The organism is Streptomyces sp. CB02959, from assembly GCF_002803155.1.
Classification (GTDB): Bacteria; Actinomycetota; Actinomycetes; order Streptomycetales; family Streptomycetaceae; genus Streptomyces.
In genome coordinates this window covers 1-24679 of record NZ_NNBP01000015.1, presented here as the reverse complement: position 1 = coordinate 24679, position 24679 = coordinate 1, and the positions used below count along the sequence as shown (strand labels likewise).

At 72.2% G+C, this 24679-nt stretch carries 14 protein-coding genes and 1 tRNA gene; 3 read left to right on the top strand and 12 right to left on the bottom strand.

The window, feature by feature from the left end:
* Positions 1-96 precede the first annotated feature (96 nt).
* Together CG747_RS23685 and CG747_RS23680 are read left to right on the top strand one after the other, a co-directional pair.
* Complete coding sequence (locus tag CG747_RS23685; protein WP_100603828.1) at positions 97-4872, top strand: ATP-dependent helicase; 4776 nt, start codon at positions 97-99, stop codon at positions 4870-4872.
* A gap of 72 nt (positions 4873-4944) precedes the next feature.
* Complete coding sequence (locus CG747_RS23680; protein ID WP_100603827.1) at positions 4945-5796, top strand: Fpg/Nei family DNA glycosylase; 852 nt, start codon at positions 4945-4947, stop codon at positions 5794-5796.
* Between the two features lie 100 nt (positions 5797-5896).
* On the opposite strand, the gene CG747_RS23675 is transcribed toward CG747_RS23680, so the two are convergent.
* The 10 genes from CG747_RS23675 to CG747_RS23630 form a co-directional block, all read right to left on the bottom strand.
* A complete protein-coding gene (locus tag CG747_RS23675) occupies positions 5897-6244 on the bottom strand; it encodes a hypothetical protein (RefSeq protein ID WP_100603826.1) in 348 nt (115 codons plus the stop codon).
* Positions 6245-6395: 151 nt separating this feature from the next.
* Complete coding sequence (locus tag CG747_RS23670) at positions 6396-6866, bottom strand: Dps family protein (protein ID WP_100603825.1); 471 nt, start codon at positions 6864-6866, stop codon at positions 6396-6398.
* 192 nt (positions 6867-7058) lie between these two features.
* Positions 7059-7442 carry a helix-turn-helix domain-containing protein gene (locus CG747_RS23665; protein WP_100603824.1) on the bottom strand — a complete coding sequence of 128 codons (384 nt, stop codon included), beginning with the start codon at positions 7440-7442 and terminating at the stop codon, positions 7059-7061.
* A gap of 94 nt (positions 7443-7536) precedes the next feature.
* Positions 7537-8073 (bottom strand): CinA family protein, encoded by a 537-nt coding sequence (locus CG747_RS23660; protein ID WP_100603823.1) that lies wholly within the window; start codon positions 8071-8073, stop codon positions 7537-7539.
* Positions 8070-8729 carry a CDP-diacylglycerol--glycerol-3-phosphate 3-phosphatidyltransferase gene (gene pgsA, locus CG747_RS23655; RefSeq protein ID WP_100603822.1) on the bottom strand — a complete coding sequence of 220 codons (660 nt, stop codon included), beginning with the start codon at positions 8727-8729 and terminating at the stop codon, positions 8070-8072. Before pgsA ends, CG747_RS23660 begins: the two co-directional genes overlap by 4 nt.
* The gene (gene rimO / locus CG747_RS23650; protein WP_100603821.1) at positions 8726-10231 is read right to left on the bottom strand and encodes a 30S ribosomal protein S12 methylthiotransferase RimO; all 1506 of its coding nucleotides are present in this window, start codon (positions 10229-10231) and stop codon (positions 8726-8728) included. Before rimO ends, pgsA begins: the two co-directional genes overlap by 4 nt.
* A 105-nt stretch (positions 10232-10336) precedes the next feature.
* Positions 10337-11176 carry a helix-turn-helix domain-containing protein gene (locus CG747_RS23645; RefSeq protein WP_100603820.1) on the bottom strand — a complete coding sequence of 280 codons (840 nt, stop codon included), beginning with the start codon at positions 11174-11176 and terminating at the stop codon, positions 10337-10339.
* Between the two features lie 225 nt (positions 11177-11401).
* Positions 11402-14194 (bottom strand): DNA translocase FtsK, encoded by a 2793-nt coding sequence (locus tag CG747_RS23640; protein ID WP_100603819.1) that lies wholly within the window; start codon positions 14192-14194, stop codon positions 11402-11404.
* A 110-nt stretch (positions 14195-14304) separates the two neighbouring features.
* Positions 14305-14964, bottom strand: coding sequence for a two-component system response regulator (locus tag CG747_RS23635; RefSeq protein ID WP_100603818.1), 660 nt, complete (start codon positions 14962-14964; stop codon positions 14305-14307).
* Between the two features lie 267 nt (positions 14965-15231).
* The gene (locus CG747_RS23630; RefSeq protein ID WP_100603817.1) at positions 15232-20724 is read right to left on the bottom strand and encodes a HAMP domain-containing protein; all 5493 of its coding nucleotides are present in this window, start codon (positions 20722-20724) and stop codon (positions 15232-15234) included.
* A 257-nt stretch (positions 20725-20981) separates the two neighbouring features.
* On the opposite strand from CG747_RS23630, the gene CG747_RS23625 reads away from it, so the two are divergent.
* Positions 20982-23642 carry a SpoIIE family protein phosphatase gene (locus CG747_RS23625; RefSeq protein WP_100603816.1) on the top strand — a complete coding sequence of 887 codons (2661 nt, stop codon included), beginning with the start codon at positions 20982-20984 and terminating at the stop codon, positions 23640-23642.
* 95 nt (positions 23643-23737) lie between these two features.
* On the opposite strand, the gene CG747_RS23620 is transcribed toward CG747_RS23625, so the two are convergent.
* Positions 23738-23810, bottom strand: a tRNA-Thr gene (locus CG747_RS23620).
* 59 nt (positions 23811-23869) lie between these two features.
* Positions 23870-24547 (bottom strand): DegT/DnrJ/EryC1/StrS family aminotransferase, encoded by a 678-nt coding sequence (locus CG747_RS23615; protein ID WP_100603965.1) that lies wholly within the window; start codon positions 24545-24547, stop codon positions 23870-23872.
* Between the last annotated feature and the right edge of the window lie 132 nt (positions 24548-24679).

Here is a 24679-nt window from a genome sequence, read left to right as displayed (position 1 = left end):
TCAGGACCGGCTCAGGACCGGCTCAGGACCGGCTCAGGACCGGCTCAGGACCGGCTCAGGACCGGATTGTCAGTGGTCCGGTGCACGATGGGGGACATGACCCAGGCAGCGCTCGCATCGTTCTCGCCCGCGACCCGTGGATGGTTCGCCGGAGCGTTCAGCGCGCCCACCACCGCGCAGGAGGGCGCCTGGCGGGCCCTCGCCGAAGGGTCCGACGTCCTGGTGGTCGCCCCGACGGGCTCCGGCAAGACGCTGGCCGCCTTCCTGGCGTCGCTGGACGGGCTGGCGAGCGCCCCGCCGCCCGCGGAGCCGAAGAAGCGCTGCCGGGTGCTGTACGTCTCGCCCCTGAAGGCCCTCGCCGTCGACGTCGAGCGGAATCTGCGCAGTCCGCTGACGGGCATCCGCCAGGAGTCGGTCCGGCTCGGGCAGCCCGAGCCGGACATCCGGGTCGGCATCCGCTCCGGGGACACCCCGGCCGCCGAGCGCCGCTCGCTGGCCACCCGCCCGCCGGACATCCTCATCACCACGCCGGAGTCGCTGTTCCTGATGCTGACGTCCTCGGCCCGGGAGGCGCTGGCCGGTGTCGAGACGGTCATCCTCGACGAGGTGCACGCGGTCGCCGGCACCAAGCGCGGCGCCCATCTGGCGCTGTCCCTGGAGCGGCTGGACGAGCTGCTGGACCGCCCGGCGCGCCGGATCGGGCTGTCCGCGACGGTCCGCCCGGTGGAGGAGGTGGCCCGCTATCTGTCGCCGCGGCGCCGGGTGGAGATCGTCCAGCCGCCGTCCGGCAAGCGCTTCGACCTCTCGGTGGTCGTCCCCGTGGAGGACATGGGCGAGCTCGGCAGCGCCCCCGTCCAGGAGGGCGAGACGGGCGAGAAGCCGTCCATCTGGCCGCAGGTCGAGGAGCGGATCGCCGATCTCGTCCAGGCCCACCGCTCCACGATCGTCTTCGCCAACTCCCGCCGCCTCGCGGAGCGGCTGTGCAACCGCCTCAACGAGATCGCCTACGAGCGCACCGTGAGCGCCGAGTCCGGCGCGGACGGCTCCGCCACGACGCTGCCCGAGCACCACTCCCCCGCCGAGCTGATGGCCCAGTCGGGTGCCGCCAAGGGCGCGCCGCCGCTGCTGGCCCGCGCCCACCACGGCTCGGTCTCCAAGGAGCAGCGCGCCCAGGTGGAGGAGGACCTCAAGGCCGGGCGGCTGCCGGCGGTGGTCGCCACGTCCAGCCTGGAGTTGGGCATCGACATGGGCGCGGTCGACCTGGTCGTCCAGGTGGAGTCGCCGCCGTCGGTGGCCTCCGGGCTCCAGCGGGTGGGCCGGGCCGGCCACCAGGTCGGCGCGGTGTCCAAGGGCATCGTCTTCCCGAAGTACCGCGGCGACCTGGTGCAGGCGGCAGTGGTCACCGAGCGGATGCGCGCGGGCTCCATCGAGGCGCTGCGGGTGCCCGCCAATCCGCTGGACGTGCTGGCCCAGCAGGTGGTCGCGATGACCGCGATGGACACCTGGGACGTCGAGGAGCTGCTGGCCGTGGTCCGCCGGGCGGCCCCGTTCGCCGCGCTCCCGGAGTCCGCGTTCACCGCCGTGCTGGACATGCTCGCCGGCCGCTATCCGTCCGACGCCTTCGCCGAGCTGCGCCCGCGCCTGGTCTGGGACCGCGTCGCACGGACCGTCACCGGCCGCCCCGGCGCCCAGCGGCTGGCCGTGACGTCCGGCGGCACGATCCCGGACCGCGGCCTGTTCGGCGTCTTCCTGGCCGGCGAGAGCTCCGGCAAGGGCGGTGGCCGACGGGTGGGCGAGCTGGACGAGGAGATGGTCTACGAGTCCCGCGTCGGCGACGTCTTCACGCTCGGCACGACGTCCTGGCGCATCGAGGACATCACCCGCGACCGGGTGCTGGTCACCCCCGCCCCCGGGGTGCCCGGCCGGCTGCCGTTCTGGAAGGGCGACCAGCTCGGCCGCCCGCTCGAACTGGGCCGTGCGCTGGGCGCGTTCCTCCGTGAGATCGGCTCGCTCTCCCCGCAGGACGCCGGCGCCCGGCTGTCCGCCGCCGGGCTCGACGCCTGGGCGGTCGGCAACGTCCTGGACTACCTCGCCGAGCAGCGCCGGTCCTGCGGCCACGTCCCGGACGACCGCACCATCGTCGTCGAGCGTTTCCGGGACGAGCTGGGCGACTGGCGGGTCGTCATCCACTCCCCCTTCGGGGCCCAGGTGCACGCCCCTTGGGCGCTGGCCCTGGGCGCCCGACTCGCCGAGCGCTACGGCCTGGACGCCCAGGTGATGCACGCCGACGACGGCATCGTGCTGCGCCTGCCGGACGCCGACCTCATGGGCCTGGACTTCCTCGACGGCGAGGGCGGCGGTGTCCCCGGTGCCGCGGACCGCGCGGAGTACGACCCCGAGCAGTCCCCCGTCGGCGCCGCCGACGTGGTCTTCGACCAGGGCGAGGTCGACCAGCTGGTCACCGACCAGGTCGGCGGCTCCGCGCTGTTCGCCTCCCGCTTCCGGGAGTGCGCGGCGCGCGCCCTGCTGCTGCCCCGCCGCAGCCCCGGCAAGCGCACCCCGCTCTGGCAGCAGCGCCAGCGCGCCGCCCAACTCCTCCAGGTGGCGAGCGAGTTCGGGTCGTTCCCGATCGTCCTGGAGGCGGTCCGCGAATGCCTCCAGGACGTCTTCGACGTCCCCGGCCTGACGGAGCTGATGGCCGACGTCGAGGCCCGCCGGGTCCGCCTGGTGGAGGTCACGACGCCCGAACCGTCCCCGTTCGCCCGCTCACTGCTCTTCGGCTACGTCGCCCAGTTCCTCTACGAGGGCGACTCCCCGCTCGCCGAACGCCGCGCCGCCGCGCTGTCCCTGGATTCCCGGCTGCTGGCCGAGCTGCTGGGCCAGGCCGAGCTGCGCGAGCTGCTGGACGCGGAGGTGCTGGCGGAGCTGGAGCTCGAACTCCAGTGGCGCACCGAGGACCGCCGCGTCAAGGACGTCGAGGGCGTCGCCGACCTGCTGCGGCTGCTGGGGCCGCTGACCGACGCCGAGTTGGCCGAGCGCGGCGCCGAGCCGGCCTGGCCCGCGGAGCTGGCCGCGACCCGGCGCGCCATCCGGGTGCGGATCGCCGGCGCCGAGCACTGGGCCGCCGTCGAGGACGCCGGCCGGCTCCGGGACGCCCTGGGCACCGCGCTCCCGGTGGGCGTCCCCGAGTCGTTCACCGAGCCGGTCAAGGACCCGCTGGGCGATCTGCTCTCCCGTTACGCCCGCACCCACGGCCCGTTCACCTCCGAGCAGGCGGCCACCCGCTTCGGCCTCGGCACCGCCGTCACCGACGGCGCCCTCCAGCGCCTGGCCGCCGCCGGCCGCGTCGTCCAGGGCGAGTTCCATCCGGAGGGGATCGGCCAGGAGTGGTGCGACGCCCAGGTGCTACGCCGGCTGCGTCGCCGCTCGCTGGCCGCGCTGCGCGAGGAGCTGGAGCCGGTGCCGCCCGCCGCGCTGGCCGCCTTCCTCCCGCAGTGGCAGCACGTCGGCGTCCCGCGCCCGGCCCCCGCCTCCGGCGCGCCCGCGCCGCCGGTCGCCGCCTCGTCCGGGCTGCGCGGCATCGACGGCCTGGTCCGCGCCGTGGAGCAGCTCCAGGGCGCGCCGGTGCCGGCCTCCGCCCTGGAGAAGTTGATCCTGCCGTCCCGGATCAGCGGCTACACCCCGGCCCTGCTGGACGAGCTCACCGCCACCGGCGAGGTGCTGTGGGCCGGCGCGGGCGCCCTGCCCGGCAAGGACGGCTGGCTCTCCCTCCATCTCGCCGACGCGGCGCCGCTGCTGCTCCAGCCCCCGCTGCCCCTGGAGTTGTCCGCACTGCACGAGTCCGTGCTGTCCGCCCTCGCCCCGGGTTACGGCCTGTTCTTCCGGCAGATCGCCGACCAGGTCCGCGCCACCACGCATCCGGACGCCACCGATCCGCAGCTCGCCGACGCCCTGTGGGACCTGGCCTGGTCAGGCCGGCTCACCAACGACACCCTCGCCCCGCTGCGCGCCCTGCTCGGCTCCGGCCGCACGGCGGGCTCCACGGCCCACCGCGCCCGCCGCACCGTCCCCCGGGGCAGGTACGGCACGCTCACCGCGGCCGCCCGCCCCACCGCCTCCCGCTCGGGCCCGCCGACCGTCGGCGGCCGCTGGTCCCTGCTGCCCGCACCCGCACCGGACCCGACCCACCGCGCCCACGCCCTGGCCCGCACGCTCCTCGACCGGCACGGCATCGTCACCCGCGGCGCGGTCGCCGCCGAGGGCGTCACCGGCGGCTTCTCCGCCGCGTACCGCGTCCTGTCCGCCTTCGAGGAGTCCGGGCAGGCCCGCCGCGGCTACGTCGTCGAGGGGCTGGGCGCCGCCCAGTTCGCGATGGACGGCGCGGTGGACCGCCTGCGGGCGATCAGCACCCAGCGGGAGCGCGGCACCGACACCCCGTTCCCGGACGGCGGCCCGGGGCAGCCGCGCCGCGGCGGCCCGCCGCGCGCCCTGGTCCTCGCCGCCGCCGACCCGGCCAATGCGTACGGCGCCGCGCTGCCCTGGCCGGAGCCGCCCCAGGGGGCCACCCACAAGCCGGGCCGCAAGGCGGGCTCCCTGGTCGTCCTGATCGACGGTGAGCTGGCGCTCTATCTGGAGCGCGGCGGCAAGACCCTGCTGATATGGCCGCTGGGCTCCGACCCGGCCGAGGCCCCCGCCGACCCCCGCCTGCGGACCGCCGTCGAGGCCCTCACCGACGCGGCCCGAGCCGGCGCCGTCGGCACCCTCACCACCGAGCGCATCAACGGCACCGCCGCCCTCACCTCCCCCTACGCGCCCGTCCTGGAGGCCGCGGGCTTCCATCCGACGCCCCGGGGGCTGCGGCTGCGCGGCTGATCCCGACGGTGGCGGGCACCGGCACCAAACGCGGGCCGCCCGGTCCGCCGCGCGGTGGTGCATGATGGCCCCATGCCCGAAGGCGACACCGTCTGGCGGCTGGCGCACCGTCTCCACCAGGCCCTGGCCGGCAGCCCGCTGACCCGCTGCGACCTGCGTGTCCCCCGCCTCGCGACGGTCGATCTGACCGGCCGCGAAGTGCTGGCGGTGGTGCCCCGCGGCAAGCACCTGCTCATCCGCTTCGAGGGCGGCCTGACCCTCCACTCCCATCTGCGAATGGACGGCGCCTGGAAGATCTACGCCCCGGCCGAACGCTGGCGCGGCGGCCCCGCGCACCAGATCCGGGCGGTCCTCGGCACCGCCGCGCACACCGCCGTCGGCTACCGCCTCCCCGTCCTGGAACTCCTCCGCACCGCCGACGAATCCCAGGTCACCGGCCACCTCGGCCCCGATCTGCTGGGCCCGGACTGGGACCCGGCAAAGGCCCTGCGACGACTGCTCGCCGCTCCCGACCGCCCCCTCGGCGAGGCCCTGCTCGACCAGCGCAACCTCGCCGGCATCGGCAATGTCTACAAGTCCGAGCTGTGCTTCCTGCTCGGCGCCTCCCCCTGGCTCCCGGTCGGCCTCCTCACCGCCCCCGAGCGCGCCCCGGCCCTCGCCAGAAAGCTCCTGGAGGCCAACAAGGACCGCCCGGTCCGGGTCACCACCCCGTGGGGGTTCCGCCCAGGCCCGTCCGAGGGCAGCCGGGGAGCCCGCTCCGACCGCCGGCTGTGGGTCTACGGCCGCGCCGGCCGCCCCTGCCTGCGCTGCGGCACCCCCGTCCGCACCGCCGACCAGGACCCCACCGCCGAGGAACGCGTCACCTACTGGTGCCCCACCTGCCAGCCACCCCCACCCTCAGCACCACCGTCACCCACACAGTGACGCGCTGTCAGCCCCCTGAGCCCGTCGCCACCGCCACCCCCATCGCCCCATCAGCCCCGCCAGGCACCCCACCTCTCACCAACACCAGACACCCCGCCCCTCACAGCCGGTCGCCCCCACCCCCCGAACGACGCCGCCACCACGCTCCGACGAACCGCCCCACCCCGCTGCTCCGCCACATCTCGGCGAGCTGCGCCTCCATGCCCTCCACGGCCGCCGCCGCGCCTTCGCGCCCGGCACGCCCCCCGGCCCCGGCACGCCGTCCGCTCCATGGAACGCAGTGCACCGGCAGCAGACTGAGCCCCCAGCCGGCGGTCGCCACCGCCCCCTCCACGGGACCCGCCGAGCCCGGCCACAGGACCAGCCGGCACACCGCCCACCACCACAGCCCCCCGACGAGCGCCGCGGATATCCACCGTCCCGGCACGGACCTCGCACGCCTCGCCATGCCTGCCTCCTCGGGCCGACGCTAGACCGGGCCCGCCACCCGGCGGCAGGGGCGCACCGACGCACGCCCGGCGCGTGCGATGCGCTCCGGGATCCCCCGGCTGCGGCCCCGGTCGGCGGCCGATCGCCCGGCCGCGCTCAGCCGGCCGCGGTCACCGGGACTCGGCCTGGAACATCCAGTGGTGCTTCTCCAGGTCGGCGGTGAGGCCGATGAGGATGTCCTGGCTGACCGGGTCGGGCTCGTCGGTGGCGGCGATCCGCTCCCGCATCCGCCCGATGATCACGCCGAGCGCGTCCACCATCGTCCGGACGACGTCACCGTCCTTGACCCAGCCGTCCGGTGCCTCGTGGATGCCGCTGGTCTTGGCGACCGTCGCGGACCGGCCGTCCGGCGTGACCCCGATGGCCGCGGCCCGCTCGGCGACCGTGTCGGCGTGCTGCCGTGCGGTGGCGACGACCTCGTCGAGTTGGAGGTGGACGGAGCGGAAGCGCGGGCCGACGACGTTCCAGTGCACCTGCTTGGCGACCAGGGAGAGATCCACCAGGTCCACCAGGGCGCCTTGGAGGGCGTTGCCGACGACGGTGCGGGCCTGTTCGGACAGCGTGCTCGTGACCACAGACATCCAGATACTCCCTTTAAGGCGTATTGAGGATATTCGGGCGAATATTCCGATTGGCCCCATGCTACGGGCCAAGGCGCCCCTCCGAGCAGCCGAGCCGGTCCGGCCGGGGCCCCACTGGGACACCGCACGGGCAGCAAGAAGCCCCGGCGGGCGCTGCCCGCCGGGGCTTCCGGTCATGCCTGGTCTGCGGTGTCAGGCCGCGACGACATCCACGACGTCGGCCGGGGACTTGATGGTCACGCGCTCCTCCGGCACACCGGTCAGGGACGCGACGGACACCGAATTGAGCTTCGGCCGGACAGGCGCGGGCACCGTGTCCGTCGCGGCCGCGGACGCGGCCAGCTCGGCGAGTGCCAGCTCGTCGCTGACCTCTCGCATCAGCTCGGACATGCGCACATCCAGCGCGTCGCAGATCGCCGAGAGCAGTTCGGAGGACGCCTCCTTCTGGCCCCTCTCGACCTCGGACAAGTAGCCGAGCGACACCCGGGCGGAGGACGAGACCTCGCGCAGGGTGCGGCCTTGGCGCTGACGCTGTCGGCGCAGCACGTCACCCAGCAGGCGACGAAGCAGAATCATCGCTGGCTCCCTCCTCGGACCTCGGATGCGGATCCTTCTCGCCCCACCGTACCGCCTCGGGCCGCAGGCGTGCCGGGAGCGAGTACGTGTTCACTCAGGGCTGCAAACATCCATTCCCCCCGTGTTGTTCCGTATCCTGTGCCCGCGCATTTTCCGTGAGTTCGCGAAGCAGTAGTGCGAGCACGGCCTGGACGCTGTCCCGACGGATCCGGTCACGATCCCCCGTCAGCCCCAGCCGCCGCACCGCGCCCTCGCCGTCCGGGCCCTGGACGGCGACGTAGACGGTGCCCACCGGTTGCCCGTCCTGGGGCTCGGGCCCGGCGACGCCCGTGGTCGCGATGCCCCAGTCGGCACCGAGCACCCGGCGCACTCCGCGGGCCATCTGCCGGGCGACCTCGCCGTCCACCGCCCCGCGGGCGGCCAGCAGCGCGCCGTCCACCCCCAGCAGCTCCCGCTTGACGTCGGTGGCGTACGCCGTGACCGCCCCGCGCACCACCCGGGAGGCACCGGGGACGGCGGTCAGCTCGCCCGCGACCAGCCCGCCGGTGAGCGATTCGGCCACCGCCAGGCTCTGCCGCCGCCCGGCGAGCACCTCCAGTGCCCCGGCCGCCGCAGAACCCGGCGCGGTCACCGGACGTCGTCCTTCGCGGGCTTCCCGGCCGACCCGGCCCGTTCCCGGGCCAGCCCGGCCCGGCGCAGCACCACGGCCTGCCGCACGTAGTCGAGCCCGGTCACCACGGTCAGCACCACCGCCACCGCCATCACCCACCAGCGGAAGGTGGCCAGCGGCCCGGTCAGCACCAGCACGTACATGCCCACGGCGGTGCCCTGCGCCAGTGTCTTGATCTTGCCGCCCCGGCTGGCCGGAATCACTCCGTGCTTGATCACCCAGAACCGCATCAGCGTGATGCCCAGTTCCCGGAAGAGGATCACGCCCGTCACCCACCAGGACAGATCCCCCAGCACCGACAGGCAGATCAGCGCGGCACCCATGATCGCCTTGTCCGCGATCGGGTCGGCGATCTTGCCGAAGTCGGTGACCAGGTTGTACGTGCGCGCCAGATGCCCGTCGAAGACGTCGGTGATCATGGCGACGGCGAAGGCCGCCCAGGCGAACGACCGCCAGACCGGGCTCGTCCCGCCGTCGTGCACCAGCAGCAGCACGAACGCCGGGACCAGCAGCAGCCGCAGCATCGTCAGGACATTGGCGATGTTCCACAGCCCGGCCTGCCGGACGGCCGGCGCCGTGCGCGGCCTCCCGGCGGCGGAAGCCGAGGCTCCGCTCATCTGCCCGCCTCCTCGGTACATCCCGTACCGTCCACCGACAGCACCTCCGCCACGAGGTCCACGCCCTCGCTCGCGACCACCTTTGCTTCGACCATACGACCGGGTCGCAGGTCCTGGCCGGTCGTGAGCAGCGTGACCCCGTCGGTCTCCGGCGCCTGGTGCGCGGCCCGCCCGACGATCCCGTCGTCCTCGTCGTCGACCCGGTCCACCAGCACCCGGACGGTCTCCCCGACCCGCTCGGCCGCCCGCTGCGCGGTCAGCTCCTCGGCCAGTCGGGACACCCGCGCCAGCCGCTCGGCGACCACCTCGGGGTCGAGCTTGTCGTCGTAGCCGGCGGCCTCGGTGCCGTCCTCGTCGGAGTAGCCGAAGACGCCGATGGCGTCCAGCCGGGCCTCGCCCAGGAACCGCTCCAGCTCCGCCAGGTCGCTCTCCGACTCGCCGGGGAAGCCGACGATGAAGTTGGAGCGTGCCCCGGCCTCCGGCGCCTTGCTGCGGATGGTCTCCAGGAGCTCCAGGAAGCGGTCGGCGTCACCGAACCGCCGCATCGCGCGCAGCACACTCGGCGCCGAGTGCTGGAAGGACAGGTCGAAGTAGGGCGCCACCTTGTCGGTGCCGGTCAGCACGTCGATCAGGCCGGGCCGCATCTCGGCGGGCTGGAGGTAGCTGACCCGGATCCGCTCCAGGCCGTCGACCGCGGCCAGCTCCGGCAGCAGCGTCTCCAGCAGCCGGATGTCGCCGAGGTCCTTGCCGTAGGACGTGTTGTTCTCGGAGACCAGCATGATCTCCTTGACGCCCTGCTCGGCCAGCCAGCGGGTCTCGCCGAGCACGTCCGAGGGGCGGCGCGAGATGAACGAGCCGCGGAAGGACGGGATCGCACAGAACGAGCAGCGCCGGTCGCAGCCCGAAGCCAGCTTCACCGAGGCCACCGGGTCGTTCCCCAGCCGGCGGCGGAGCGGCGCCCGCGGCCCCGAGGCCGGTGCGACGCCCTCGGGCAGGTCCTGCGGCGGGGCCGCCGGCTCCTCGGCGCCGGACTGGGCGTGGCCGGGCAGCGCGACCCCGGCGGCGTCCTGGCGCTCGGCCGGGCTGATCGGCAGCAGCTTGCGGCGGTCCCGCGGGGTGTGCGCGGCGTGGATGCCGCCGCTGAGGATGGTCTGCAGCCGGTCGGAGATGTCGGAGTAGTCGTCGAAGCCGAGCACCCCGTCCGCCTCGGGCAGCGCGTCGGCGAGCTCCTTGCCGTAGCGCTCGGCCATGCAGCCGACGGCCACCACGGCCTGGGTCCGGCCGTGATCCTTCAGATCGTTGGCCTCCAGCAGGGCGTCGACGGAGTCCTTCTTGGCGGCCTCGACGAAGCCACAGGTGTTGACGACGGCCACATCCGCGTCGACGGCGTCCTCGACGAGCTCCCAGCCGTCCGCTGCCAAGCGGCCTGCGAGCTCCTCCGAGTCCACCTCGTTACGGGCGCAGCCAAGAGTGACAAGGGCGACGGTACGGCGTTCGGGCATGGGGCTCAGCCTACTTCGTCCCGGACACCCCTATGGCGCGCAGGTCTCCGCCGCCCGTCCCGGGACCCCGGGGGCGGGCGGCGGAGAGCGTCCGGGCGGCCGTCCTCAGCCCGCCTGCGGGTCCCCCGGCGTGTAGCTCAGCCGCTCCACCGAGCCCTCGTCGCCGACCTTCTTGACCTCCTTGCCGTTGACGTACAGCTGTACGGCTCCGGCGTTCCCGACGACGAGATCGATCCGCTCCTTGTCGGTGAACGTCTTCGACTCCCCCTGCTTGAGCAGCCCGTCCTGCAGGAGTTTGCCGTTGGCGTCCTTGGCGGAGATCCAGCTCTGCCCGTCCTTGGCGGTCACCTTGATCGTGACCTTGTCCTTGGGCAGTCCGGCGATGGCGCTGTCGGAGGGGGCCGGCCGGGGCGGCTGGGGGGCCTGGGGGTGGATGGTCCTGGAGGCCGGGCCCGGCTTGTCGGCCTTGGCGGTGTCGGAGGCGATCGGACCGCCCTGGTGCTTGCTGCCGCTGCTGAAGAACGTGAAGCCGGCGAAGCCGACGACGGCGACGATCGCCGCGACCATCGCGGCGGTCCAATTGGGGCGGCGCGGTTCCGACCGGATCCGCTCCGCCTCGAAGAGCGGGGCGGCGACGGTCGGGGTGGGCCGGCCGCCGTGGTCGGCGTCGTAGCGTTCGATCAGGGATTGGGGGTCGAGGGAGACGGCACGGGCGAGCGCTCTGATGTGTCCGCGTGCGTAGACGTCGCCGCCGCAGTTCGAGAAGTCGTCCTGCTCGATCGCGTGCACGAGGGGGATCCGCACCCGCGTCGCCGTACTGACCTCTTCGACGGTCAGTCCCGCACCGACACGGGCCTGCTGGAGGGCTCGGCCGACCGAAGGCCGGTCCGGACCGGCGGAAGGCCGGTCCTCTTCGGGGGAGTTGGGGGAGTTGCCGATGGACACGGGGGCGCCTTTCGAGCGTGTAGCCACCTGCTGGAAGTTCAGTCTAGGGGTGTTGCGAAAGGGTCGGGCAAGCGGGAGAGCCGGGTTTGTACGCCATCAGAACGCCCCGTGGCGCAGCCTCGGGGCCGGAGGCCGGAGCAGCCTCCCCCCGCCTCCCTCAACTTGACGTACCGCCAAGGGAAACGGTTGCCTCCGCGCGCGGACGAGGGGGTCCGCACGTGCGTGCTACTGGATAGCCTCCCCCCGGATGACCGCCAGCACTCCGTCCAATTCATCCGGCTTCACCAACACGTCACGCGCCTTGGAGCCCTCGCTCGGCCCGACGACGTTCCGCGACTCCATCAGGTCCATCAGCCGCCCGGCCTTGGCGAACCCCACCCGCAGCTTGCGCTGGAGCATCGACGTCGACCCGAACTGGGTGGACACCACCAGCTCCGCCGCCTGGCACAGCAGGTCGAGGTCGTCGCCGATGTCCTCGTCGATCTCCTTCTTCTTGGCGGTGCCGACGGTGACGTCGTCCCGGAAGACCGGCGCCATCTGGTCCTTGCAGTGCTGGACGACGGCGGCCACCTCCTCCTCGGTGACGAACGCGCCCTGCATCCGGACCGGCTTGTTGGCCCCCATCGGCAGGAACAGCCCGTCGCCCTTGCCGATCAGCTTCTCGGCACCCGGCTGGTCGAGGATGACCCGGCTGTCGGCCAGCGAGGAGGTGGCGAACGCCAGCCGGGACGGCACGTTGGCCTTGATCAGGCCGGTGACGACGTCGACCGACGGCCGCTGGGTCGCCAGCACCAGGTGGATGCCGGCCGCGCGGGCCAGCTGCGTGATACGGACGATGGAGTCCTCGACGTCCCGCGGCGCGACCATCATCAGGTCCGCCAGCTCGTCCACGATCACCAGCAGGTACGGGTAGGGCGTCAGCTCGCGCTCGCTGCCCGCTGGCGTCTTGAGCTTGCCGGAGCGGACGGCCTCGTTGAAGTCGTCGATGTGCCGGTAGCCGAAGGCCGCGAGGTCGTCGTAGCGCAGGTCCATCTCGCGCACCACCCACTGGAGGGCCTCGGCGGCCCGCTTGGGGTTGGTGATGATCGGCGTGATCAGGTGCGGGATGCCCTCGTAGGCCGTCAGTTCCACCCGCTTGGGGTCGACGAGCACCATGCGGACGTCCTCGGGACTGGCCCGCACCATGATCGAGGTGATCAGGCAGTTGATGCAGGACGACTTGCCGGAGCCGGTCGCGCCGGCGACCAGCACGTGCGGCATCTTCGCCATGTTCGCCATCACGTAGCCGCCCTCGACGTCCTTGCCGAGCGCGACCAGCATCGGATGGTCGTCCCCGGCGGCGTCCGCCAGGCGCAGTACGTCGCCGACGTTGACCATCTCGCGGTCGGTGTTCGGGATCTCGATGCCGACCGCGGACTTGCCGGGGATCGGCGAGATGATCCGCACGTCCGGGGAGGCCACCGCGTACGCGATGTTCTTGGCCAGCGCCGTGATCTTCTCGACCTTCACCGCGGGGCCGAGCTCGACCTCGTAGCGGGTGACCGTCGGGCCGCGCGTGAAGCCGGTGACGGCGGCGTCGACCTTGAACTCGGTGAAGACGTTGGTCAGCGCCTCCACTATGGCGTCGTTGGCGGCACTGCGGGACTTGCCGGGGCCGCCGCGGGTGAGCAGGTCCAGCGACGGCAGCGCGTAACTGATGTCGCCGGAGAGCTGCAGCTGCTCGGCGCGCGACGGCAGGTCTCCGGTCGGCTCCGGTGCGGCCTTGGTCAGGTCCGGCACCGCGCTCTTGGTGAGGTCCGGCACCGACGGGGAGCGCTCGGCCTTGGGGGCCGGGGCGGCCGCGGGCGGCTCCGCGCCCCGGGCCGGCGGCACCGCGCCGCTCTCCTCGGCGGTGTCCGCGGTGCGCTCCCGGCGCTCCCCGGAGATGCCGCCGCTGAGCTCGGCGACCAGCGGCGAGGGCTGGACGCCGTGCAGCACCGCGCCGTCCAGCGCCGCGGCGGCCGCGGCGGCGACGTCCACCGCGTCCATCGGCCGGTCGGTGGGCTGGGCCGGCGCCCGGCGCGGCCGCCGCTTGGCGAGCGCGGCCTCCTCCAGCGCCTCCGGTTCGGTCTGCGCGGGAGGGGTCCGCCGCGCCCGGCGGGCCGGCTGCTCACGCCACTCCTCGGCGTACTCCGCCTCGTCCTCGTAAGCCGCGTCCTCCGTGGTCTCCAGCAGACCGAGCCGCGCGCCGAGCGCCCGGAGCCGCTGCGGGATGGCGTTCACCGGAGTGGCGGTCACCACCAGCAGTCCGAAGACGGTCAGCAGCACCAGCAGCGCCACCGCCAGGGTCTGCCCGACGGTGAAGATCAAGGGTTTGGACACCGCCCACCCGACATAGCCGCCGGCGTCCTGTATGGCGGCGAGCCCGTCGCCGCGCCCCGGGGACCCGCAGGCCATCGCCACCTGTCCGAGCACGCCGATCACCAGCGCCGAGAGCCCGATGATGATCCGGCCGTTGGCCTCCGGCCGCTCTGGGTGGCGGATGAGCCGGATCGCGATGCCGCCGAGCAGTATCGGGACGACCAGGTCGAGCCGCCCGAACGCCCCGGTCACCAGCAGTTCGACGAGGTTGCCGACCGGGCCGGAGAGGTTGGACCAGGTGCCGGCCGCGACGACCAGCGCCAGGCCGAGCAGCAGCAGCGCCAGCCCGTCCTTGCGGTGTGCCGGATCGAGGTTCTTGGCGCCGCGGCCGAAGCCGCGGAAGACCGCCCCGATGGCGTGCGCGGCGCCCAGCCAGCAGGCCCGCGCGAGACGGTAGACGCCGCCGGTCGGCGACGGCGCCGGCTTCGGCGCGACCTTCTTGGCGGGCGCCCTCTTCGCCGGGGCCTTCTTGGCGACCGCGGCCTTCTTGGCCGGCGGCCGCTTCGCGGGCGCCTTCTTGGCGGCGGTCTTCTTGGCGGCGCCCCCGGACTGTCCGGCGCGCGGCTTCGAGGGGCCCGCCGTGCGCTGGGTTCCCTTGCCGGACGTACGTGAGGCCATGCCGACGAGATTACAGGCGCCGGCGTGCGCGGCACGAGCGCGCGGCGCTTCACCCATTCGTGTCGCGCGCCCGGCGCGTGAAAGACCGTCAGCCGGCCGCGGACGCTCCGTCAGCCGGCGGGTGCCCCGGCGCCGGGCTCCAGGGCGTCCAGCGCCCGCCGCAGGCCCGTCAGTTTGCGCTCCAGGTGCGCGGCGGTGGCCACCGCCGCGGCGTCCGCGGACTCGTCGAGCTGTTTGGAGAGCGCCTCGGCCTGCTCCTCGACGGCGGCCAGCCGCGCGGAGAGTTCGGCGAGCAGCCCGGCGGACTCCTTGGTCTCGCCGACGTTCTGCCGGCCGCCGTCCAGTTGGAGCCTCAGCAGCGAGGCCTGCTCACGCAGTTGGCAGTTCTTCATGTACAGGTCGACGAAGACCGAGACCTTGGCGCGCAGCACCCACGGGTCGAACGGCTTGGAGATGTAGTCGACCGCGCCGGCCGCGTATCCGCGGAAGGTGTGGTGCGGGCCGTGGTTGATCGCGGTGAGGAAGATGATCGGGATGTCCCGGGTACGCTCCCGCCGCTTGATGTGCGCGGCCGTTTCGAAACCGTCCATCCCCGGCATCTGCACATCGAGCAGGATCACCGCGAAGTCGTCGGTGAGCAGTGCTTTGAGCGCTTCCTCCCCGGACGATGCCCGCACCAGTGTCTGATCGAGCGCGGAGAGGATCGCCTCCAGCGCCAGCAGATTCTCCGGCCGGTCATCGACCAGGAGGATCTTGGCCTTCTGCACCATGGCCCGTCCTCCTCGCCCCGGCATGGAACCGGACGCCGCCCCAGGGGACGACTCCGTCATGCCGCCCGTCCTTGTGCCGGTCATCGTAGCTGCACCCCGCCTGTCGCCACACCCTGTCACCGCGATGTCACTGTGCACTTAGCAGAAACGCAGCGAGAGACGAGAAAGTTCCCCGAATCCCGCGGTTCCACACGTCCACGGCCACACTGAGTCAGCACGCGATGATCCTCTTCCGGATCCCATATTGGACGCTCACCGGACGCCCCGTCACCTCTGGCGCATCCAGTGCTCCATGACCGACAGCAGATGATCCGTGTCCACCGGCTTGGTCACGTAGTCCGACGCCCCGGAGTCGATGCTCTTCTCCCGGTCGCCCTTCATGGCCTTAGCCGTCAGCGCGATGATCGGCAGCCCGGCGAACTGCGGCATCCGCCGGATCGCCGCGGTGGTCGCGTAACCGTCCATCTCCGGCATCATGATGTCCATCAGGACCAGCACGATGTCGTCGTGCTGCTCCAGTACCTCGATGCCCTCCCGGCCGTTCTCGGCGTACAGCACCGACAGGCCGTGCTGCTCCAGCACGCTGGTGAGCGCGAAGACGTTGCGGATGTCGTCGTCGACGATCAGCACCTTCTCGCCGTGGAACCCGCCCTCGAAGCCCGGGTCGACCAGGTCCTGCCCGTTGCCGAGCCAGGGCTCCTCCGCCCGCTGGGCGGCCTGCTGGGCCGCCGCGGAGAGCTGCTGCTGCGCGAGCGTCGGCTGGCCCGGCAGCGCGAACCGCTGGGCGCCACTGGAAACCGCCCGCCGGCGGCGCCGGTTGAGGCTGCCACCGGTCCCCGTCTCACGCGGCGGCTCCACGCTCTCCTGGAGCCCGTCCTCGGTCTCCCGCGCCTCCGCGTCCATCGCCAGCCCGCCGGCCACCAGCTGCGGATAGCCCTGCGGCGGCAGCCCGCCCAGGTTGTGCGGCAGGTACAGCGTGAACGTCGAACCGCGGTTGGGCTCGCTCTGGGCGTGGATCTCGCCACCCAGCAGACGGGCGATCTCCCGGCTGATGGACAGGCCCAGGCCGGTGCCGCCGTACTTGCGGCTGGTGGTGCCGTCCGCCTGCTTGAACGCCTCGAAGATGACCCGCATCTTGCTCGACGCGATGCCGATACCGGTGTCGGTCACCGAGAAGGCGATCATGGCGGCGTCCGGGTCGCGCAGCGAACCGTGCTCCAGCAGCTGCTCGCGGATGGCCACCGGGACGTCCTCCCCGGCCGGCCGGATCACCAGCTCGACGGCGCCGCTGTCGGTGAACTTCACCGCGTTGGAGAGCAGGTTGCGCAGCACCTGGAGGAGCCGCTGCTCGTCGGTGTGCAGCGTCGCGGGCAGCTCCGGCGAGACCCGTACCGAGAAGTCCAGGCCCTTCTCGGCGGTCAGCGGGCGGAACGTGGCCTCGACGTAGTCGACGAGCTGGACCAGCGCGATCCGGGTCGGGCTGACGTCCATCTTGCCGGCCTCCACCTTGGACAGGTCGAGGATGTCGTTGATCAGCTGGAGCAGGTCCGAGCCGGCGCCGTGGATGGTCTCGGAGAACTCCACCTGCTTCGGGGAGAGGTTGCCCTCGGCGTTGTCGGCGAGCAGCTTGGCGAGGATCAGCAGCGAGTTCAGCGGCGTCCGCAGCTCGTGCGACATGTTCGCCAGGAACTCCGACTTGTAGCGCATGGAGACCGCGAGCTGCTCGGCGCGCTCCTCCAGGACCTGCCGCGCCTCCTCGATCTCGGTGTTCTTCACCTCGATGTCGCGGTTCTGCGCGCGCAGCTGCTCGGCCTTCTCCTCCAGTTCGGAGTTGGACAGCTCCAGCGCCTTCTGCCGGCTCTCCAACTCCGCCGACCGCTCCCGGAGTTGCTCGGTCAGCTCCTGCGACTGGCCCAGCAGCACCTCGGTCTTGGTGTTCACCGAGATGGTGTTGACGCTGGTCGCGATCATCTCCGCGATCTGGCTGAGGAAGTCCTTCTGGATCTGGGTGAACGGCTGGAACGACGCCAGCTCGATCACGCCGAGCACCTTGTCCTCGAAGAGCACCGGCAGCACGATGACGTTGGCCGGCGGCGCCTCCCCCAGCCCCGAGGCGATCTTGAGGTATCCGGAGGGCACGTTCTCCACCAGGATCGTGCGGCCCTCCTCCGCCGCCGTCCCGATCAGCGTCTCCCCCGGCCGGAACGTCGTCGGCATCCCGCCCATCGAGTAGCCGTACGAGCCCATCAGCCGCAGTTCGTACCCGCCGCCGCCGTCGGTGCCGAGCTCCTGCACGTCGGGCCGCGCGGCGAGGAAGAACGCCCCGTGCTGCGCGGAGACCGCGGGCGAGAGCTCGCTCATGATGAGCGTGGCGACGTCCTTGAGGTCGCGGCGGCCCTGCATCAGACCGGAGATCCGGGCGAGGTTGCCCTTCAGCCAGTCCTGCTCCTCGTTGGCGAGGGTGGTCTCCCGGAGCGTGGAGATCATGGTGTTGATGTTGTCCTGGAGCTCCAGGATCTCGCCGGCCGCGTCCACGTCGATCCGGACGTTGTGGTCGCCGAGGGTCACCGCCGCGGCGACCGCGGCGATGGCCCGCACCTGCCGGGTGAGGTTCCCGGCCATCTCGTTCACCGACTCCGTCAGGTCCTTCCAGGTGCCGGCCACGCCGCGCACCTGCGCCTGACCGCCCAGCTGGCCCTCCGTACCCACCTCGCGGGCCACCCTGGTGACCTGCTCGGCGAACGAGGACAGCTGGTCGACCATCGTGTTGATGGTGGTCTTCAGCGCGAGGATCTCGCCCCGCGCGTCGATGTCGATCTTCTTGGTCAGATCGCCCTTGGCGATGGCGGTGGTGACCATGGCGATGTTGCGGACCTGGCCGGTCAGGTTGTTGGCCATGGAGTTCACCGACTCGGTGAGGTCCTTCCACGTGCCGGCGACGCCGGGGACGCGGGCCTGGCCGCCCAGGATGCCGTCGGTGCCCACCTCACGGGCCACCCGGGTCACCTCGTCGGCGAACGACGAGAGGGTGGTCACCATGGTGTTGACGGTGTCGGCCAGCTGCGCGACCTCGCCGCGCGCCTCGACCGTCACCTTCTTCGTCAGGTCGCCGTTGGCGACCGCCGCCGAGACCTGCGAGATGTTCCGCACCTGGATGGTCAGGTTGTTGGCCATCAGGTTGACGTTGTCGCTGAGGTCCTTCCAGATGCCGGTGACACCCGGAACCCTTGCCTGACCGCCGAGTTGGCCCTCGGTGCCGACCTCGCGGGCCACCCGCGTCACCTGCTCCGCGAACAGCGACAGCTGGTCGACCATGGTGTTCACGGTCGTGACGAGTTCGAGGATCTCGCCCTTGGCGTCGACCGTGATCTTCTTCGACAGGTCGCCGCGGGCCACCGCGGTGGTCACCTCGCCGATGTTGCGCACCTGCGAGGTCAGGTTGTTCGCCATGAAGTTGACGGACTGGGTGAGGTCCTTCCAGGTGCCGCTGACGCCCTGCACCTCGGCCTGGCCGCCCAGGATGCCCTCGGTGCCGACCTCCCGGGCGACCCGGGTGACCTCCTCGGCGAACGACGAGAGCTGGTCCACCATCGTGTTGAGGGTGTTCTTCAGCTCCAGGATCTCGCCGCGGGCGTCCACGTCGATCTTCTGCGACAGGTCACCGCGCGCCACCGCCGTCGCGACCTGCGCGATGTTGCGGACCTGGGCGGTGAGGTTGCCGGCCATGCCGTTCACCGAGTCGGTCAGGTCGCGCCAGACGCCGGCGACGCCCGGCACCTGCGCCTGCCCCCCGAGCCGGCCTTCCGTACCGACCTCCCGGGCGACCCGGGTCACCTGCTCGGCGAAGGCGGAGAGCTGGTCGACCATCGTGTTGATGGTGTTCTTCAGCTCCAGGATCTCGCCGCGCGCATCGACGTCGATCTTCTGCGACAGGTCGCCGCGCGCCACCGCCGTCGTCACCTGGGCGATCTGCCGCACCTGCGAGGTGAGGTTGCCCGCCATGAAGTTGACGGAGTCGGTCAGTTCCTTCCAGGTGCCGCTGACGCCGTCCACCCGCGCCTGACCGCCCAGCCGGCCCTCCGTGCCCACGTCCCGGGCCATGCGGGTGACCTGGTCCGCGAACGACGACAGCTGGTCCACCATGGTGTTCACGGTGTTCTTCAGCTGGAGCATCTCGCCGGAGACGTCGACGGTGACCTTCTGCGACAGGTCGCCGTTGGCCACCGCCGTGGTCACCTGCGCGATGTTGCGCACCTGCCCGGTGAGGTTGCGGAAAGCGGTGTTGACGGAGTCGGTGAGGTCCTTCCAGGTGCCCGCGGCGCCCGGTACGGCGGCCTGGCCGCCCAGTTCACCCTCGACACCGATCTCCCGGGCCACCCGCGTCACTTCGGCGCCGAACGACGACAGCTGGTCCACCATCGTGTTGACGGTGTTCTTCAACTCCAGCATCTCGCCGGCCACATCGACGGTGACCTTCTGCGACAGGTCGCCGTTGGCCACCGCCGTGGTCACCTGCGCGATGTCCCGGACCTGCCCGGTGAGGTTGCGGAAAGCGGTGTTCACCGAGTCGGTGAGGTCCTTCCACGTACCGGCGGCACCCGGCACCTGCGCCTGACCGCCGAGCTGGCCCTCGGCCCCGACCTCGTTCGCGACCCGCGTCACCTCGTCGGCGAAGGTGCGCAGGGTCTCGGTCATGGTGTTGATGGTCTCGGCCAGCTGCGCCACCTCGCCGCGGGCGCTGACCGTGACCTTCTGCGAGAGGTCGCCGCTGGCGACCGCGGTCGTGACCTGGGCGATCCCCCGCACCTGCGCGGTGAGGTTGCCCGCCATGAGGTTGACCGAATCGGTCAGGTCCTTCCACACCCCGGCCACGCCGGGCACCTGGGCCTGCCCGCCCAGCTCGCCCTCCGTGCCGACCTCCCGGGCGACCCGGGTCACCTCGGAGGCGAACGAGGACAACTGGTCCACCATCGTGTTGACGGTGTTCTTCAGCTCCAGCATCTCGCCGGCGACATGGACTGTCACCTTCCGCGAGAGGTCGCCCTTGGCGACGGCGGTGGTGACGAGCGCGATGTCCCGCACCTGCGCGGTCAGTCGGGACGCCATCGTGTTGACGGAGTCCGTGAGGTCCTTCCACGAACCCGACATGCCGCGCACCCGCGCCTGCCCGCCGAGCTTGCCCTCCGTACCGACTTCGCTGGCCACCCTGGTGACCTCGTCGGTGAACGCGGAGAGCTGGTCCACCAGACCGTTGACGGTCCGGCCGACCTTCAGGAATTCACCGCGCAGGGGATGCTCCGAAGAGCTGTCCGAACTCCGCGACCGCAGATCCATCCGCTGTTCCAGGTCGCCCTCGGAGACCGCGGACAGCACCCGTCCGACCTCGGAGACCGGCCGTACCAGGTCGTCCACCAGGGCGTTGGACGCCTCGATGGCCGCGGCCCAGGAGCCCTCGGCGGCACCGGCCTCCAGCCGTTCCGTGAGTTTTCCCTCACGTCCGACGACCCGGCGCACCCGGGCCAGCTCACCGGTCAGGTGAAGATTGCGATCGGCGACCTCGTTGAAGACCGCCGCGATCTCCGACATGACGCCTTCGCCGGAAACCGTCAACCGTTTCCGGAAGTTCCCGTCCCGCATGGCGACGAGCGCGGCGAGCAGCCGATTCAGTGCAGCTGCATCGACCTCAGTCGTCCCATTACTCCGGGATCGTCCGCCTTTTGCGCGCGTGCTTACGCCCCGCGCCGCTGCGCCAGACTCCACCGTGTCCCTCCCGCAGGGTCGACCGTTCTCTCCGGGCTCTCTTCATGCTTGCCCAGTGTTTCACCATGGCTCAACCAGGCCATAACAGTTCGGCAGCATCGCACATCGTCCCGATGCACGATTGGGGCGAAAGACACGTGACCGGCATCCCCGGGCCCGGCGAAGGTAAGTAACCTGGCATACGGCTGTCCACCCGTCCCGGTTTTCCCCCGGGCGGTGGTGCGAGCACGACAGGTATTCGGAGGGGCACCGCGACCATGGGGGAGCAGATCACCGACACACGCATGAGGAGACCAGTGATCACCGCGCGGGCCGCCGCCACCTTCGAGCCGGTCGGGCGCTCGGTCGCCACTGCCCGTGCCTTCGTCCGTGACACCCTCCAGGGATGGGGCTACGCCGACATCGTCGACGACGCCGTGGTCCTCACCAGCGAACTGGTCACCAATGCCGTGGTGCACGCCGGCACCGCCGCCGACGTCCTGTGCCTGCGCACCGACGGCGGCGTCCGCATCTCCGTGGCCGACCGCTACCCCGAACGTGAGATCCCACTCCAGAGCACCGGCCCGGCCATGGTCCACCCCGATCGCGAGGGCGGCCGCGGCCTGCTGCTCTGCGGCGCCCTGGCCGCCCGCTGGGGCGTGGAGTACACCACCGCCCAGAAGCACGTCTGGTTCCACCTCGACCTCCCCGAGCGCCCGGCCGGCACCCGCTCCGCCGGCCCCGCCCTCCCCGTCGACGCCCTCCCGGTCGCCGACGCCCGGGTCCGGGTCGCGGTGATCCAGATCGACCGCGGCGGCTGCGTCACGTTCTGGAACGAGGACGCCCAGGACCTCTTCGGCTACGACCCCGAACAGGTCATCGGCAAACCCCTCACCGACTTCGCCGCCTGGCCGCACACCCCCGGCACCGGCACCGGCATCGCCGAGGCCCTCCAGCTCTCCCGCTGGGAGGGCTCGTACGGCATAAGGGGCGCCGACGGCCGGGTCGTCCCCGTCTACGCCTCCCACCTGCGGGTCCGCGACGCCGACGGCGAGGCGTCCACGGTCTGCCTCCTGGTCCGCGACCACGAGCGCGCCATCCTCCAGAGCCCCCAGCGTCCCCCCGCCGCCGACGCCGCCACCTCGTCCGAGGGCCGCCCCGTCGACCCCTTCGAGGTCTTCATCGGCTCCCCCGCCCCCGACGACCTCGACGGCCTGCTCCAGCGCACCGTCGAACGCGCCCGCGACATGCTCGACGGCGACGCCGCCTACCTCCTCCTGGCCACCGACGACGAGACCGAGTTGGAGGTCCGCGCCTCGACGGGCCTGCCCTCGGCCCGTCAGCGGTTCGCCCGCGTCCCCGTCGAGGCCGGCTCCGGACGCTACGGCTCCGCCCGGATGCCCGCCGTCCACGAGGACCTCACCGCGGTCCCCGGAGCCGTCCCGCTCCTCGCCGGCACCGGCATGCGCTCGGTCGTCACCGTCCCGCTCAAGGTCGAGGGTCGCCTCACCGGCTCACTGGGCGTCGCCGCCGAGGGCCCGGCCCGCTACACCAACGAAGAGGCCCTACGCCTCCAGTTCGCCGCCGACCGCATCGCCCTCGCCGTCGAACGCGCCCGCCTCACCGAGTTGGAGAAGCTCCGCCGCGGCTCCCTCTCGTTCCTCGTCGAGGCGTCCGACCTGCTGGCCGGCACCCTCGACCGCGACCAGACGCTGGCCCTGATGGCCCAGATGACGGTCCCCACCCTCGCCACCTGGTGCGCCGTCTACACCGTCGCCGACCAGGCTTCGGAGCCGGAACTCTCCTACGTCCTCCACGAGGACGAGGACCGCATCGACGGCCTCAAGACCCTGCTGATGAAGGTCGATCCGCCCGAACCGGTCCCCACCCCCGGCGCACGCGTCTGGACCGCACCCGCCGACGCCGCCCACGACGCGGCGCTGCGCACCTCCCTGCGCAGCCTCGGCCTGGAGGAGTCCGCCCGCCCCTCCAAGGGGCCCGGCGCCACCCTCGCCACCGCCTCCGCGGTCGGCGGCGAGACCGTCGTCCTCCCGCTCGTCGCCCGCAACCGCGTCATCGGCATGCTCACCCTCGGCAAGCCCACCGAGGAACACTTCCGCCAGGAGATCCTCGAACTCGCCGAGGACCTCTCCCGCCGCGCCGCCCTGGCCCTGGACAACGCCCGCCTCTACAGCGAGCGCACCGCCATCAGCCAGTCGCTCCAGCGCAGCCTGCTGCCCCCGGAGCTCCCCGACATCCCCGGCGTCGAGGTCGAGGTCATCTACCGCGCGGCCGGCGAGGGCAACGAGGTCGGCGGCGACTTCTACGACCTCTTCCCCATCCGCGACGGCGCCTACGGCTTCGCCATCGGCGATGTCTGCGGCACCGGCCCGGAAGCCGCCGCCGTCACCGGCCTGGCCCGCCACGCCCTCCGCCTCCTCGCCCGCGAGGGCTTCGGCGGCCCCGCCGTCCTGGAGCGCCTCAACGCCGCCATCCTCGACGAGGGCGCCCGCAGCCGCTTCCTGACGCTCCTCTACGGCGAACTGTGGCCCCAGCCGGACGGCAGCGCCCTGCTGAAGGTGGTCTGCGCCGGCCACCCCCTTCCGCTCCGCCTCCGCCAGGACGGCACCGTCGAGCCGGCCGCCGAACCCCAGCCCCTCCTCGGCGTCATGGACGACCTCGAACTCTACGAGCAGACCGTCACCCTCGACCCGGGCGACGTCCTGCTGTGCGTCACCGACGGCGTCACCGAACGCCGCGAGGGCACCCGCATGCTCGGCGACGACGGCCTCACCGACGTCCTGACGACGTGTACGGGCCTCACTGCCGGCGCGGTCGCCGCCCGCGTCCTGCGCGCCGTGGAACGCTTCGCCGCCGAACCGGCCTCCGACGACATGGCCATCCTCGCCCTGCGCGTCCCCGAAGTCCCCGCCGCCTAGCCCCCCTCGGGCCGGACGGCGGGGACCACCCCGCCACCGTCAACCCCATACAAAAAAAGTCCCCCGCCGAACGGCGGGGGACTTTCCCTTATTTGAGCCCCAATACGGAATCGAACCGTAGACCTTCTCCTTACCATGGAGACGCTCTGCCGACTGAGCTATTGGGGCCGGCAACGAGATAAATACTACCCCACTTCCACGGCAGCTCCGAACTGGCCCCGCACCACCTAGAAAGCCGGCTGCAGCAATCCCCCCAGTGCATTGCAGGCCCCCGCCATCCGCTGCACCTCACGCCGCGTCATTCCCTCGTCCAACGGCAGCGCCAACGTCTCGTCGACCGCCCGCTCGGTCTCCGGAAGAAAGACGTCCCGCCGCAGCCCCGGCATCCGGTACACCGGCGTCTGCACCGGCACCTTGCAGCCGACTCCCTTGGCCCGCAACGCCCGAGCGAACGCGTCCCGGTCCGGCCGCCCGTTCCCCGGCACCCGCACCACGTACTGCTCGTAGCGGTGCCCGGACGCCGGCACCGGCGTCCGCACGCCACTCAGCCGCCCGTCCAGATACCTGGCGTGCTCCCGCCGCGACTCCGCCGCGTCCGGCCGCGCCCCCGGCTCGTCCTCGACCAGCACCAACAACCCGTACCGCTGGCCGATTTCACGGATCCACGCCATCTCCGCCGGCCGCCCGAACCGGTGCACCGCCACCACCGCGGCGCTCCGACCGGTCACCGCGTCCGCCACCGCCGCCGGATCCAGGCAGTAACTGTCGGCGTCCACATCGGCGAACACCGGCACGGCCCCCAACTCCACCACGGCCCGGGCGACTTCGGCGTTGCCGTAGGCCGGCACCACCACCTCGTCACCAGCGCGGACACCGGCCGACCTGAGCGTTCCCACTGTCCCCATGTCGCGGAGCATGTCCAGGTCAGTTGAACGTCACGTTACGACCAGCACTGCACATCCCAAACAAAAAAGCTCCGGCCCCTGAACCAGAAGGTTCAGGGGCCGGAGCTCAATATTAGTTCGGCGGCGTCCTAC